Genomic DNA, 13949 nt, shown 5'->3' with positions numbered 1-13949 from the left:
CCCATGGCCGAGCCCGACTACATGTACATCCCGGTGGAGGAGCTGGAAGGCTTCGTCACGCGCATCTTCGCGGCCTCCGGCTGCAGCGCCACCGAGGCGGCGCGCATCTCGAACCACCTGGTGGGCGCCAACCTCTCGGGCCATGACAGCCACGGCGTGGTGCGCGTGCCGCGCTATGTCGAATGGCAGAAGGCGGGCCATGTCGTCGCGGGCCAGAAGGTCGAGGTGGTGACCGATGGCGGCGCCTTCGCCCTGCTGGATGGCAAGTTCGGCTTCGGCCAGACGGTGGCGCAGCAGGCGGCGGAATTCGGCATCGCGCGCGCGCTGGCCCAGGGCTGCTGCATCGTGGGGCTGCGCAACGCCGGCCATATCGGCCGCACCGGCGACTATGCCGAGATGGCGGCGGAACAGGGCCTGATCTCGGTGCATTTCGTGAACGTGGCGGGCAGCGTGCTGGTGGCGCCCTTCGGCGGCGCGGAACGCCGCTTCTCGACCGCCCCCTTCAGCGTGGGCGTGAAGCTGCCCTCCGGCCCCGTGATCCTGGACTTCGCCACCTCCTTCGTGGCCGAGGGCAAGGTGCTGGTGGCCAGCAATGGCGGCAAGGCGCTGCCGGAGAACGCGCTGGTCACGGCCGATGGGCGGATGTCCGGCGACCCGCACACCCTCTATGGCGACTACCCCGAGGTCGGCCCGCGCAACCCCTCGGGCGGCACCGGCGCCATCCGCGCCTTCGGCGACCACAAGGGGTCTGGCCTCGCCTTCATGTGCGAATTGCTGGCGGGCGCGCTGACGGGCGGCGGCTGCTCCGGCCCCATCACGGAGCGCGGGCGCATCGCGAACGGGATGCTGTCCATCTACCTCTCGCCCAGCCATTTCGCCGATGAAGCCGCCTTCCACGAGGCCGCGCAGAACTACCTGGACTGGGTGAAGTCCTGCCGGCCCATTGACGCCGACGCCCCCGTGCTGGCCCCCGGCGAGCCGGAGAAGACCCGCCGCGCGGAACGCATGGTGAGCGGCGTGCCCATCACGCGTGAGACCTGGCAGAGCATCCTCGACACGGCGGCGGGGCTGGGCATCAACGGGCCGTAAATCCACCCCGTTCGGGGCGGCGCGTCAGAACGACACGCAGGCCCCGCGCAGCACCGTCAACACGGATTGCTGGTTGAAGCGCGCCTTCCACGCATTCTCCACGGGCAGCAGCCGCGCCCGTGCGGCGGCCGGGTCGGTGCCCGGCAGCACCAGGACCAGCACCTTGCTGCGCTCCAGCAGGATGCGGCCCCGGGCGTCGCGCCACTGGCCCGCGCCGTCCAGCGCCGTCAGCCCGTCGGGGAAGGCGGGGGTGACGGTGTCGGCCAGGAAGCCGCGCCATTCCTCCTCCGTGATCTCGGCGCGGGCGGGCGAGGTGCGGCCGAAATAGGCCTCCGCCACCGTGGCCTGTTGCAGGCCGGGCGGGCAGGCGGCAGGGGGCTGCGGCGTGGCGCAGGCGGCCAGCAGCAGCAGCGGGATCAGGCAGCGGAAGGGCGTCATGGCCGGCAGCCTAGCGCGTCCAGGCTTGCCCCGCCCACCATCCCGCGCTTTGGTGCGGACAGAAGAAATCACCAAGGGAGAAACCTTCATGCTGCTGCGCCGCGCGGCCCTCGCCTGTTCCCTGCTGCTCACGCCCCTCGTGGCGGCCGCGCAGGCATTTCCCGAACGCCCGGTCTCCATCTCGGTGGGCTTCGCGCCAGGTGGGTCCACCGACATCGCCTCGCGCCTCATCCAGGCCGGCGTGGCGCCCTGGACCGGCCCCAACACGCCCGAGGTCACGCGGGATTTCCTGCAGGCGGAGCTGGAGAAGTACCGCGCCGTGGTGGCCCAGACGGGCATCCGGCTGGAGCGCTGAGCTTCAGCCGGAGACCTCCCGGAAGGCCTCCAGCTGCTCGCGCACCGCGCGCAGGGCCAGAATCCGCTTGGCGGCGAGGAACTCCTCGGCCGTCATGCGGCCGAGCGGCGCGCGGGTCAGCACCGCCATGAACTCGCAGCCCCGCGCCCGCGTCAGCAGCGAGAGCCGCAGCGGCAGCACGCCCAGGAAGTTCAGCTCGTCCACGATCAGGTTGAAGGTGGACGGGATGAAGAAATACTCGTGCGCGTCGACGTAGTCCGTGCCCGCCACATGCGCGCGCGTGGAAGCCAGCCGCGCGCGCGGGTCCGACCGCATCAGCTGAAAATCGCTCACCGGGCCCGGCCACCAGGCGATGTGCTGCGCGCCACTCTGTTGCGCGACGACCTGCATCTCCTCGCGGTAGAGGCTTTCGAAGCTGTGCCGCGTGGCCTTGCGGTGCGCGTCGGCCAGCACCTTGGCGGTGTCGGTCATCGGCTGGAAATAGTCGAAGCAATAGCGCTTGTCGGGCACCAGCAGCACGATGGCGCCGGTTTCCTCCAGCACCTCCATCGCCCCGGTCAGGAAGGCCACGAGGTCGGTCGAATGCTCGACCACATGCGATGCGTAGACGATGTCGAAGCGGCGGCCGCCCACCAGTTCGGGAATGGGCTCCCCATGCCACACATGGTCCACCTGCTCGATGCGCGAGGTATCCACGCCCAGCCCGCGATACTTCTCGATCAGCGCGGCGGTGGGAAGGTGGTCGATGATGCGGACGTCATACCCGTCCGCCTTCCGGAACAGCGGCGCGTAGCCCGCGCCGATTTCCAGCACCTTCGCGCCAGGCTGCGCCAGCAGCAGCGAACGGCCCCGGAAATCGCCCACCTCGATGTCCTGGCGGGCATCGTCTTCCGGGGAGACATAGAGGCGAGGATGGGCAAGCGAATCTGTGACCATAAGTTGAGCCTACAGGCGAGCGGCCGGCCCGCGCCAAGTATTTCGCACCCGACGGGAAGCAGGTAGGCGGCCGTTGAACCGGCCCGCGTTCCGTCCTTAACTGGGCGGAACGCCGCACGCAGAAAGAACAGCCCCCATGGACGGAAGCACCCCCCACAAGCCCGCGCGCCCCACGGCCCGCGGGCGCCTGTTCTTCGCCAATCCGGGGCCGACCAACATCCCCGATTCCGTCCTGCTCGCCACCGCGCGGGCCAGCATGGACTTCAACGACCCGAACTTCCTCGCCGTCTATGACGCCTGCGTGGCGGGCCTCAAGAAGGTGCTCAAGACCGAGCAGCACATCTTCTTCTACACCGCCTCGGGCCATGGCGCCTGGGAGGCATCCCTGGTCAACACGCTGTCGCCCGGCGACCTCGTGCTGATCCCGGAGACGGGGTATTTCTCCGACAGTTGGGCCAAGATGTGCGGCACGCTGGGCTTCGAGGTGCAGATGGTGGCCGCCGACTGGCGCCGCGGCTGCGACATCGCGGCGATCGAGGCCGCGCTGGCCGCCGACACGCAGCACCGCATCAAGGCCGTCTGCGCCGTCCACAATGAGACCGCCGCCGGCACGCGCCTGCCCATCGAGCAGATCCGCGCCGCCATGGACCGCGTGAACCACCCGGCGCTGCTGATGGCGGACACCATCTCCTCCCTCGGCTCCTATGATTTCCGGATGGACGAATGGGGCGTGGATGTCTGCGTGGGCGGCAGCCAGAAGGGGCTGATGCTGCCCACCGGCTTCAGCTTCAACGGCGCCTCGGAAAAGGCCCTGGCCGCGCACCGCGCCAGCACCCATCCGCGCCACTATTTCGACTGGACTGAGATGCTCGGCCGCCGCCACAAGAGCTTCGTCGGCACCGTTCCCATCACGCTCTTCTACGGCCTGCAGGAATCGCTGCGCCTGATGCTGGAGGAGGAAGGGCTGGAGAACGTCTTCGCCCGCCATGCGCGCCTGGCGGCCGGCGTGCGCGCGGCGGTGCAGCACTGGTCGGGCAACAATGGCCCGCAGCTCTTCTGCCAGAACCCCGAGCGCTGGTCGGACAGCGTCACCGCCATCCTGATGCCCGAGGGCCACAACGCCGACGACCTGCGGCGCGTGGCGCTCGAACGCTTCAACGTCTCGCTGGGCGGCGGCCTGGGCAAGCTGGGCGGCCGCGTCTTCCGCATCGGCCACCTGGGCGATTTGAACGAACCCATGGTGATCGGCGCGCTGGGCGCGGTCGAGATGGCCATGGAGATCGCCGGCGTGCCGCACGCCAAGGGCGGCGTGCAGGTGGCGCTGGAGGTCTACGCGAAGTCGGCCTGAGGCCTCACCGCTCCCAGACCACCCCCTGCCGCACGACGCGCGCCGGCTGTCCGGCCAGCACGCAATCCCGCTCGGTGAAGGGGCGGGTCAGTACGGCGTGGGCGCCCACCACGCAGCCATCGGGCACCGTGACGCCCTTGCCGATGAAGGCGCCGCCGGCCACCCACACCTGCCGGCCGATGGCCACCGGCGCGGGCGGGTTCAGCCGCTCACCGCTGGCGCGGTCGCGCAGCTTGTGGATGTCGGAGGAGCGGATTTCGATGCCCTTCGCGAACAGGCAATCCGCGCCGATCCGCACATCGGCATGGTGCGCGATCAGCCGCACGCCCTTGGCGTCGCAGCGGTCGCCGATCTCGACCACCAGCCCGTCGCCATAGAGGCTGATGAGGCCGCCCCAGGCCACGTCCGCGCCGATGCGCAACTCGTTGCCATGCCCCACCACCATCACCACCAGGCCGCGGTTGTGGAAGCCGGGCCCCACGGTGATGCGGTTGTTCGTGGCGCCATGGTCGAAGAGGGTGGCGGCGCGCAGCAGGAAGGGGCCCAGGCCCGGCCCGCGCACCCGGTTGCCGCGCAGCGGCAGCACCGCCGGGTGCCAGGGCAGCCACGCGCGGGCGCGCGGCCGAACAAGGGGCGGGCGAGACATCAACTTGAAGGCGTCTAGGTCGGCCACACGGACAACCTAGCGAAGCTTCGCGTCCGGGGAAACGCCCCCGCGGGCGCTCAGCGGCGTTCGAACACCAGGCCGCGCGTCCGGGCGGTGTTCACCACCAGCGAACGGCCATCCGCGGCCAGCACCGCATCCGCCCAGCCCTCGAACAGCACCGAGGGCATGTGCACCCGCAGATGCCGCGGCGACAGCGCCGAGAGGCGCCACGGCCCGGCATTGCGCAGCGGGCCATGGGCGTGCAGCGCCTCGCCCTCGATGCACCAGCGCGCGCCGAGTTCGGCGCAATGCCAGTCGCCGTCCAGCGCGGGCAGGGGCGCGGCTTCGGCGCGGCGGAAGCGCAGCACCTGGCCGGCATCCATCTCGACTTCCAGCACGCCGTCGCGCGGGGGTGCCACGTGGAAGGGGAAGGCGCCGCGCCGCGCGACGAAGCGGCCATCCTCGCCCGGAATCAGCGTGAAGGACACGCCATGCATGCGCGCCTGGAGGTCCGCCGCGATGTCCAGCGACAGCCCCGCCTCCTCGCAGAGCCAGGTCCCGGCCATGCCGTCGCTGGGAATGTGCGGCGGCGGCGGGCGCAGGGCGGGGTCGCCCTGGAGGGCGGCCTCCAGCACCTGCAGGGCCATGTGGTGCGGATCGAGCGAGGCATTGTTCGTGATGACGATGACGGTCAGCCGCCGTTCCGGCACGCGCAGGAAGGCGGTCTTGTAGCCGGGCCAGAGCCCGCCATGGCTGACGGTCTGGATGCCGCGCCAGTTCTCCACCTCCAGCCCGCGCGCGTAGCGGTTCATGGCGCCATTGGCGAAGGGCGCCGTCTCCTCGATCATCCCCTCCAGCTCCGACTGGAGCGAACCGAGGGAGAGACAGCGCGCCCAGAGCGCCAGATCCTCCACGCCGGAGACCAGGCCGCCCTCGCCCCCCAGCGGGAAGCCATGCGGCGCGCGGCGCCAGCCCCCGGCGCCATCGGGCAGGTAACCGGTGGCCAGCCCCGGCACGGGCACCGCGAGGTCCGGCGTGTGGCGGGTGCGCGTCATGCCCAGCGGGCCGAAGATGCGCCGTTCCAGGAACACCGCCAACGACTGCCGCGCCACGCGCTCCACCACCTGGCCCAGCAGGCGGAAGCCCGTGTTGGAATAGAGGAAGCGGGTGTTGGGGGCGAAGTTCAGCCCCTCCTGCCGGGCGATGAGGGCGTCCAGCTCCACCTCGGTCACCGGCGTGGCCAGGTCCGCGCCGCCCAGCCGCGCCAGTTCCAGCACGTCGCGCAGCCCGCCGGCATTGCGCATGGCCTGGTCCAGCGTCACGGCGCCGAGTGCGGCGGGCAGCCAGGGCAGGTGGCTGCCCAGCGTGTCGTCCAGCCGCAGCAGCCCATCGCGCGCCAGCATCAGGATGGCGGCGCAGGTGAACTGCTTGGAAACGGAGGCGATGCGGAAGGTGGTGGGGATGCCGATGGGCGCATGCAGCTCCAGCGAAGCCAGGCCCGCGGACCGCCGCAGCAGCAGCATGCCGTCGCGCGAGACGCCCACCGTGGCGCCCGGCGTCTCCACCAGCGGCACCAGCATTTGACCGACGCGCCGCTCCAGCCGCAGCAGGTCGAGATCACGCATTCATGTAAACTCCCAGGCAACAAATCCTTACAATGTTTCCCGCCACACGCGCCATGGCGGAAACACGGCGGGGTTGTGCGCCCGGACCGCCGGGCCACATGCTGCGGCGGAGGGTTGCCTGCAACTGCGCCGTTCCCGCCACCGGCCCGGAGGTATATCCTGCCCACCGACCGTCGTGTTCACGGAAGAAATGGGGCCTGCCCGATGAAGTTGAAGCTGCGCACTGCCACCGCCCTCGCGGGTGCCTTCGCGGCCGGCATCCTGGCCGGGCCGTTCGTGGGCGCCATCGCGCAGCCGGATGGCGGCCGGGCCGAGACCTACCGGCTGTTGCAGCTCTTCGGCGACGTCTTCGCCCGCGTCCGCGCCGAATATGTCGAGCCCGTGCAGGACCGGGACCTGGTGGAGAACGCCATCAACGGGATGCTGACTGGGCTCGACCCGCACAGCGCCTATCTCAACCCCCGCAATTTCCGCGACATGCAGGTGCAGACGCGCGGCGAGTTCGGCGGCCTGGGCATCGAGGTGACGCAGGAGGGCGGCTACATCCGCGTCATCTCGCCGATCGACGAGACGCCGGCGGCGCGCGCGGGCATCCGTCCCGGCGACAACATCACCCACCTCAACGGCAATTCCACCCAGGGCATGACCCTGCAGGAGGCCGTGGACACCATGCGCGGTGAGCGCGGGACCTCGCTGCGCCTGACCATCCGGCGCGAGAACACGCCCACCGCCATCGAGCTCACCATCGTCCGCGACGTGATCCGGCCGCAGATCGTCCGCTTCCGGATGGAGGGGAACGACATCGGCTACATCCGCGTCACCTCCTTCAACGAGCAGACCGAGGCCAATGTCCGCCGCGCCCTGTCCACCCTGCGCCAGCAGGCCGGCAACAACCTACGCGGCCTGATCCTGGACCTGCGGAACAATCCGGGCGGGCTGCTGGACCAGGCGGTGCAGGTGACGGACAGCTTCCTCGACCAGGGCGAGATCGTCTCCACCCGCGCCCGCCGCAGCGAGGACGCGCAGCGCTGGAACGCGCGCAGCGGCGACATCGCGAACGGCCTGCCCATGGTGGTGCTGGTGAATGGCGGCAGCGCCTCGGCCAGCGAGATCGTGGCCGGCGCGCTGCAGGACCACCGCCGCGCCGTCATCCTGGGCGTGCGCAGCTTCGGCAAGGGCTCGGTGCAGACCGTTATGCCGCTGGGCGGCAACAACGGCGCTATCCGCATCACCACCGCGCGCTACTACACGCCTTCGGGCCGTTCCATCCAGGCGACGGGGATCGAGCCGGATGTGGAGGTGCTGGCCAGCCGCGCCGCCACCACGACGGCCGAGGCCAACCCCCAGCGCGAGCGCGACCGGGAATCCAACCTGCGCCGCGCGCTGCGGGCCGAGACGACCACGCCCGCCACCCCGCCCACCGTGCAGCCGGCACCGCTGAACCTGCCGGCTGGCTTGGCCGACCGCATCCAGCGCGAGCCGCCCGAGGGCTTCCCGACGCTGGACCTGACCCGGCCGGAGACGGATTTCCAGCTCCAGCAGGGGCTGGTTCTGGTGCGCGGCCTGGTGGCCAACCCGCCGCGCCGGGCGCAGCGCTAGCCAGCGTCCGATCGCCTTCGGTGGAACACCGGAGGCGTGAATCGGCCGCGAGGCCAGCATCCGATCGCCTTCGGTGGAATCACCGGAGGCGTGAATCGGCCGCAGGGCAAGCGTCCGATTGCCTTCGGCATTCGCCGGGGGCGTGAAGCGGGCGCCCTAAGCCGTGCGTCGCGCCGCGAAGCTCTGGACCAGGCGCCATTCCCCACCCTCCAGCGCCTCATGCACCCAGGTGAAGGCGGAGGGTGTGATGTCGCGGAAGCTCCAGCGGCGGGCGGGTGCCACGTCCGGCGTCGTCTCCAGCACCACGGCATCGCCGTTTCGCCGGGCCGTGAAGGTCAGGACGGCGCCGTGCATGGGGCCGATCCAGGTGGAGCGCCAGGCGCCGAGGGCCGGGTCATGGAAGCGCAGGCTGGTGCCGTATTCATAGGCGCTGACCTCACGCTGGCCGCGCGGCGGGACGACCCAGACATCCTGTATGCCGCGGCCTTCCAGCACCCGCGCGAAATGCCACTCGCCCTCCTCCTCGCGGATCAGGGCCTTGTCGGGTCCGTACCACCGCACCTCCAGCGCCCAGCTGCCGATGAAGGGCTCGAAGATCCATTGGTCCCGCGGAATCCCGGCATGGGGCGCGGGCGAGAGCAGGGCGTCTGCGAAAATCTGCGGGTCCATGGGCGTTCCGATCAGGCGCCGGTGGTGGCCCGGCGCCGTGGCTCCGTGTCATGGAACGATATCATGGGCGGGCCGCCGGGCTGGTGTTTCAGCGCCGCCGTTGCGAAAATCTTCACGCAATCCGGTGAATCCAGCCCCATGCGCCCACTCCTGACCCCGCCCGACCCGCGCCGTGGCTGAAGGGCCGGAACCCGTGGCGCGCCGCACATCGGGCTGGCGCCTGCTGGGCCTGTTCTGGGCCGCCCTTCTGGTGGCGTTGCTGGGCGGCGGGGTGGTGCTGGTCGCGCTCGGCCCCCCGCCGGCCGGGGAGGAGGTGGTCACCGAGTCGCCGCCGGACACCATGACCCCGGAGCCGCCGCCGGAGGCCGCGCCCGAGCCGCCACCCCCACCCCCCGTCGCGGCCCCGCCCGCCACGCCGCCGCGCCTTGCCTTCGCGCGCCCCGCCCCCGCCGCCCAGGGGCGCATTCCGGTCGCCATCATCGCCGGCGGCCTGGGGATGAGCACGGAGGTCACGGCCCAGGCCATCCAGTCCCTGCCCGTGGCGGTGGGCCTCGCCTTCAGCCCCTATGCGACCGAGCCAGGGCCCCTGCTGCAGCAGGCCCGGCTGCGCGGCTTCGAGACGCTGCTGGCCCTGCCGCTTGAGCCCACCGGCTTCCCCCTGAACGACCCCGGCCCCCGCGCCCTGCTGACGGGCCTCCCGCGCGCCGAAAATGCCCAGCGCCTCGAATGGCTGCTGCGGCGCCATGGCGGGCATGTGGGGGTGGTGGGCGCGCTGGGCCCCCTGCGCGGCGAGCGCTTCGCCGCCCTGCCCGACCAGTTCGAGGCCATGCAGCGCGGGGTGGAGGCGGCGGGTTTTCTCTACATAGACCCGCGCCCGGGCCAGCCGGCCCCGCCCCTCGTCTGGGGGCGCAGCGTGGATGTGGTGCTGGACGCGCCCTCCACCCGCGCCGAGATCGAGCTGCGCCTGTCCCAGCTGGAACGCGCGGCACGCGAGCGGGGCTCGGCCATGGGCTATCTGGGCGAGGCGACGCCGGTGGCGGTGGAGCGTGTCTCGGCCTGGGCGGCGGCCGTGGCCGCGCGGGGGCTTGTGCTGGTGCCGCCCTCGGCGCTGATGTTGCCGCCCCGTCCGGAGAATTGACCGTGAGCCTGCCCTACCGCCCCAATGTGGGCGCCGTGCTGTTCAACCCGCAGGGCCTGATCCTGGTGGCCCGCCGCGCCGACATGCCCAATGCCGAGGGCGCGGCCGGCGGCTGGCAATTGCCCCAGGGCGGCATGGACGAGGGCGAGGACCCCGCCGTGGCCGTCCTGCGCGAGCTGGAGGAGGAGGTGGGCACCGCCCATGCCGAAATCCTGGCCGAGCACCCCGAATGGCTGACCTATGACCTGCCGCCCGAGCTGCTGGGCAAGGCGCTGGGCGGCAAATGGCGCGGGCAGAAGCAGAAATGGTTCGCGCTGCGCTTCCTGGGGGTGGATGCGGACATCCGCCTCGACCTGGACCCGCACCCGGAATTCGACGCCTGGCGCTGGGCGCCCCTGGCCGAGCTGCCGTCCATGGCGGTGCCCTTCAAGCGTGCGATCTATGAGCGGCTGGCGGTGGATTTCGCGCGGTTTGCCGCGTAGCGCCGGATCCGCGGAGGCGGCCACGCCGGAGCGGTGAATCCGTCGCTCAAACAGCGTAGCGCCGGATCCGCGGAGGCGGCCACGCCGGAGCGGTGAATCCGTCGCTTGGATAAGGCCGGCACTTGCGGCCGCCGCGCAACGCGCGAACATGGGGGCGAAGCCTGAAGGACGCCCCGCCTTGCAAAAATTCCAGAGCACCGAGCGCTACATCGCCCCGCGCGAGCTGGAGGTGGCCGTCAACGCCGCCGTGGCCCTGCAACGCCCCCTGCTGGTGAAGGGCGAGCCCGGCACGGGAAAGACCGTGCTGGCGCAGGAGGTGGCGCGCAGCCTCGGCATCCCGCTGATCGAGTGGCACATCAAGTCCACCACCAAGGCGCAACAGGGGCTCTATGAATACGATGCCGTGAGCCGTCTGCGCGACGGGCAGCTGGGCGATGAGCGGGTGCGCGACATCTCCAACTACATCATCAAGGGCAAGCTCTGGGAGGCCTTCGAGTACGAGACTCCGGTGGTGCTGCTGATCGACGAGATCGACAAGGCGGACATCGAATTCCCGAACGACCTGCTGCTCGAACTCGACCGCATGCAGTTCCATGTCTACGAGACGAAGCAGACGGTGGTGGCGCGGCACCGGCCCATCGTCATCATCACCTCGAACAACGAGAAGGAGCTGCCGGACGCCTTCCTGCGCCGCTGCTTCTTCCACTTCATCCGCTTCCCCGACCGCGAGACGATGGAGCGCATCCTGGCCTCGCACTACCCCGACCTGCGGAGTGATCTCGCGCGCGAGGCACTGAACGTCTTCTTCCAGATCCGCGAGGTGAACGAACTCAAGAAGAAGCCCGCCACCAGCGAATTGCTGGACTGGCTGAAGCTGCTGATGATCGAGGACATGCCCCCCGAGGCGCTGCGGACCAGCGATGCGAAGGTCGCCATCCCGCCGCTCTATGGCGCGCTGCTGAAGAACGAGCAGGACGTGCACCTGTTCGAGCGGCTGGCCTTCCTCTCCCGCGCGCGGAGATAGGCCATGTTCGCGCCCTTCATCCTGGAATTGCGAAAGGCCGGCCTGCCCGCTTCCATCACGGAATGGCTGGCGCTGATGGGCGCGATGAAGGCGGGTGTCGCCGACTACGACATTGATGATTTCTACTATCTGGCGCGCACCACGCTGGTGAAGGATGAGCGGCATTTGGACCGCTTCGACCGCGTCTTCGGTGAGGTGTTCAAGGGCCTCGAACCGCCCACCACCCTGACCGGCGAAGTCATCCAGCGCGAACTGCCCGAGGAATGGCTGAAGAAGCTGGCCGAGCGCATGTTCACCGCCGAGGAGATGGCCAAGATCAAGGCCATGGGCGGCTTCGAGAAGCTGATGGAGACTCTGCGCGAACGCCTGGCCGAGCAGAAGAAGCGCCACCAGGGCGGCAACCGCATGATCGGCACGAACGGCACCTCGCCCTTCGGTGCCGAGGGCTACAACCCCGAGGGCGTGCGCATCGGCCAGGAGGGCGGGCGCCAGCGCCGCGCCGTGAAGGTCTGGGACAAGCGCGAGTTCCGCGACCTGGACGACGAGGCCGCGCTCGGTTCGCGCGCGATGAAGCTGGCGCTCCGCAAGCTGCGCCGTTTCGCCCGCCAGGGGGAGGCGAATGAGCTGGACGTGGACGGCACCATCGGCGCCACCGCGCGCAATGCCGGCACGCTCGACCTCAAGATGCGGCCCGAGCGGCGCAACGCCGTGAAGGTGCTGCTGCTGCTGGACATCGGCGGGTCCATGGACGACCACGTGATGGCGTCCGAGGAGCTGTTCAGCGCGGCCAAGTCCGAGTTCAAGCACCTGGTCCACCTCTACTTCCACAACTGCCCCTATGAGCGGTTCTGGAAGTCCAACCGCCGCCGCGCCGAGCAGACGGTGACGACCTGGGACGTGCTCCGCACCTATGGCCCCGACTGGCGCGTGGTCTTCGTCGGCGATGCCTCGATGGCGCCCTATGAGATTGTGGAGCCGGGCGGCAGCGTGGAGCATTGGAACGAGGAGGCGGGAAAGGTCTGGCTGCATCGCATCACGTCGCACTTCCGCCGCGTCGCCTGGATCAACCCGACGCCCCAGAAGCATTGGGGCTACACCACCTCCATCAACCTCATCCACGACGCGGTGGAGGGGCGTATGTTCCCGATGACGCTGGAGGGGTTGGATGGGGTGGCGCGGGCGCTGCGGTAGCGTCCGATCGTGCCGGCGCAGCCGGGGCGTGAATCGGCCGCTGCGGTAGCGTCCGATCGTCGCTGGCGCAGCCGGCGGCGTGAATCGGCCGCTGCGATAGCGCCGGCCGCGCCTTACCATCTTACTATCTTACTATCTTACCATCTTACCATCTTACCATCTTACCATCTTACCCGTGATGGTCGCGGCGGGCGCAGCGCGCCCATTCGCGGCCGTCACCATGCCCCCGCGCGCGCGGGAAAGTCCAGAACAACTACCCGTTCGGCCGCAGGATCTGCCGCAGCACACTCCCCTCCGCCAGCCGATCGAAGCCCTCGTTCATTCCTTCCAGCGTGACGAAGCCCGACCGCAACCGGTCCACCGGCAGCTTCCCCCTCCGGTAGAGGTCCAGCATCAGCGGCAGGTCGCGCTTGGGCACGCAGCTTCCCATGTAGCTGGTGCGCAGGCTGCGTTCCTCGCTCACCATGGCGGCGGGTGCGACGGAGAGGCGCGCATTCACATTGGGCAGCCCGGCCGTGATGGTCTCGCCGCCGCGCGCGGTGATGGCCATGGCGAGTTCCAGCGCGGGGATCACGCCGGCCGTCTCGATCACGGTGTCCAACCCGCCGCGCGTCGCCTCGCGCACCGTGGCCACGCAGTCGTCATCCGCCAGGAAGGCGTCGGTGGCGCCCCATTGCCGTGCGAGCGCCAGCTTCGCTGGGCTGCGGTCTACCGCCACGATGCGCGCGGCCCCGGCGGCCACGGCACCCAGCAGCGCGCTCATCCCCACGCCGCCCAGGCCGACGATGGCGACCTCGCCGCCCGGGCGCAGGCGCGCGGTGTTGAAAACCGCCCCCGCGCCGGTCATCACCGCGCAGCCGAAGATGGCGGCGTCCTCCAGCGGGATGTCCTGGTCGATCTTCACCAGGCTGTCGCGCATCACCACCGCATATTGCGCGAAGAGCGACAGGCCGGAATTGTGGTTCACGGCCCCGCCGTTCAGCCGCGCCAGGCGCCGCGCGCCGGACATCAGCGTGCCACGCGCCCGCGCGTCGAAGGAGGCGCCGCAGATATTGGGCTTGCCGCGCGCGCAGTCCCGGCATTCGCCGCAGCTGGTGACGAACAGCGCCACCACATGGTCGCCGGGTTGGAGGCCCGTCACGCCAGGCCCGCATTCGCGCACGATGCCCGCGCCCTCATGCCCGATGATGATGGGCAGCGGGCGCGGGCGCTGGTTCTCGATGGTGGAAAGGTCCGAATGGCAGAGGCCGGCGGCCGCGATCTCGATCAGCACCTCGCCGGGGCCGGGGGGTGCGAGTTCCACCTCCTCGACGGAAAGCGGATGGGTCTCGGCATAGGGGCGTGGCAGCCCCTGGGCATAGAGCACGGCGGCCTTCATTCGCATGTTCGTTTCCTTCCTGCCCACAAGG

Annotated in this window: 14 protein-coding genes; 8 read left to right on the top strand and 6 right to left on the bottom strand. The window is 70.3% G+C overall.

What is annotated here, in order from left to right:
* Positions 1 to 3: 3 nt before the first annotated feature.
* A complete protein-coding gene (locus GGQ83_RS02510) occupies positions 4 to 1089 on the top strand; it encodes a malate/lactate/ureidoglycolate dehydrogenase (protein WP_242534835.1) in 1086 nt (361 codons plus the stop codon).
* Between the two features lie 24 nt (positions 1090 to 1113).
* On the opposite strand, the gene GGQ83_RS02505 is transcribed toward GGQ83_RS02510, so the two are convergent.
* A complete protein-coding gene (locus GGQ83_RS02505; protein WP_184382016.1) occupies positions 1114 to 1527 on the bottom strand; it encodes a DUF3574 domain-containing protein in 414 nt (137 codons plus the stop codon).
* A 52-nt stretch (positions 1528 to 1579) separates the two neighbouring features.
* Here GGQ83_RS02505 and GGQ83_RS02500 point away from each other — a divergent pair, with 52 nt between their 5' ends.
* A complete protein-coding gene (locus GGQ83_RS02500) occupies positions 1580 to 1882 on the top strand; it encodes a hypothetical protein (RefSeq protein WP_184382015.1) in 303 nt (100 codons plus the stop codon).
* Positions 1883 to 1885: 3 nt separating this feature from the next.
* Here GGQ83_RS02500 and GGQ83_RS02495 read toward each other — a convergent pair whose 3' ends face one another.
* The gene (locus tag GGQ83_RS02495) at positions 1886 to 2818 is read right to left on the bottom strand and encodes a class I SAM-dependent methyltransferase (RefSeq protein WP_184382014.1); all 933 of its coding nucleotides are present in this window, start codon (positions 2816 to 2818) and stop codon (positions 1886 to 1888) included.
* Between the two features lie 136 nt (positions 2819 to 2954).
* Between GGQ83_RS02495 and GGQ83_RS02490 the strand changes: the two genes are divergently transcribed.
* Positions 2955 to 4166, top strand: coding sequence for a pyridoxal-phosphate-dependent aminotransferase family protein (locus tag GGQ83_RS02490; RefSeq protein ID WP_184382013.1), 1212 nt, complete (start codon positions 2955 to 2957; stop codon positions 4164 to 4166).
* Positions 4167 to 4170: 4 nt separating this feature from the next.
* Here the strand turns inward: GGQ83_RS02490 and GGQ83_RS02485 are convergent, their stop codons facing one another.
* A complete protein-coding gene (locus GGQ83_RS02485) occupies positions 4171 to 4812 on the bottom strand; it encodes an acyltransferase (protein WP_184382012.1) in 642 nt (213 codons plus the stop codon).
* A gap of 77 nt (positions 4813 to 4889) precedes the next feature.
* Entirely contained in the window at positions 4890 to 6437 is a 1548-nt protein-coding gene (locus GGQ83_RS02480) for a serine hydrolase domain-containing protein (protein WP_184382011.1), read from the bottom strand.
* Between the two features lie 204 nt (positions 6438 to 6641).
* Here GGQ83_RS02480 and GGQ83_RS02475 point away from each other — a divergent pair, with 204 nt between their 5' ends.
* Complete coding sequence (locus GGQ83_RS02475; protein WP_184382010.1) at positions 6642 to 8036, top strand: S41 family peptidase; 1395 nt, start codon at positions 6642 to 6644, stop codon at positions 8034 to 8036.
* A 156-nt stretch (positions 8037 to 8192) separates the two neighbouring features.
* Here GGQ83_RS02475 and GGQ83_RS02470 read toward each other — a convergent pair whose 3' ends face one another.
* Positions 8193 to 8705 carry a hypothetical protein gene (locus GGQ83_RS02470; protein WP_184382009.1) on the bottom strand — a complete coding sequence of 171 codons (513 nt, stop codon included), beginning with the start codon at positions 8703 to 8705 and terminating at the stop codon, positions 8193 to 8195.
* 172 nt (positions 8706 to 8877) lie between these two features.
* Here GGQ83_RS02470 and GGQ83_RS02465 point away from each other — a divergent pair, with 172 nt between their 5' ends.
* From GGQ83_RS02465 to GGQ83_RS02450, 4 genes are all read left to right on the top strand, one after another.
* On the top strand, positions 8878 to 9843 hold the full coding sequence (locus GGQ83_RS02465; RefSeq protein ID WP_184382008.1) for a divergent polysaccharide deacetylase family protein: 966 nt from the start codon (positions 8878 to 8880) through the stop codon (positions 9841 to 9843).
* Positions 9840 to 10325, top strand: coding sequence for an RNA pyrophosphohydrolase (locus tag GGQ83_RS02460; protein WP_184382007.1), 486 nt, complete (start codon positions 9840 to 9842; stop codon positions 10323 to 10325). Before GGQ83_RS02465 ends, GGQ83_RS02460 begins: the two co-directional genes overlap by 4 nt.
* A gap of 178 nt (positions 10326 to 10503) precedes the next feature.
* Positions 10504 to 11349: an AAA family ATPase gene (locus tag GGQ83_RS02455; protein WP_242534834.1), complete on the top strand. Its 846-nt coding sequence runs from the start codon at positions 10504 to 10506 to the stop codon at positions 11347 to 11349.
* A gap of 3 nt (positions 11350 to 11352) precedes the next feature.
* Positions 11353 to 12540 carry a vWA domain-containing protein gene (locus tag GGQ83_RS02450; RefSeq protein ID WP_184382005.1) on the top strand — a complete coding sequence of 396 codons (1188 nt, stop codon included), beginning with the start codon at positions 11353 to 11355 and terminating at the stop codon, positions 12538 to 12540.
* 253 nt (positions 12541 to 12793) lie between these two features.
* On the opposite strand, the gene GGQ83_RS02445 is transcribed toward GGQ83_RS02450, so the two are convergent.
* Complete coding sequence (locus GGQ83_RS02445) at positions 12794 to 13924, bottom strand: alcohol dehydrogenase catalytic domain-containing protein (protein ID WP_184382004.1); 1131 nt, start codon at positions 13922 to 13924, stop codon at positions 12794 to 12796.
* Between the last annotated feature and the right edge of the window lie 25 nt (positions 13925 to 13949).

This window comes from Roseococcus suduntuyensis (genome assembly GCF_014196305.1).
Classification (GTDB): Bacteria; Pseudomonadota; Alphaproteobacteria; order Acetobacterales; family Acetobacteraceae; genus Roseococcus; species Roseococcus suduntuyensis.
This window is presented reverse-complemented; position numbering and strand designations above follow the sequence as displayed.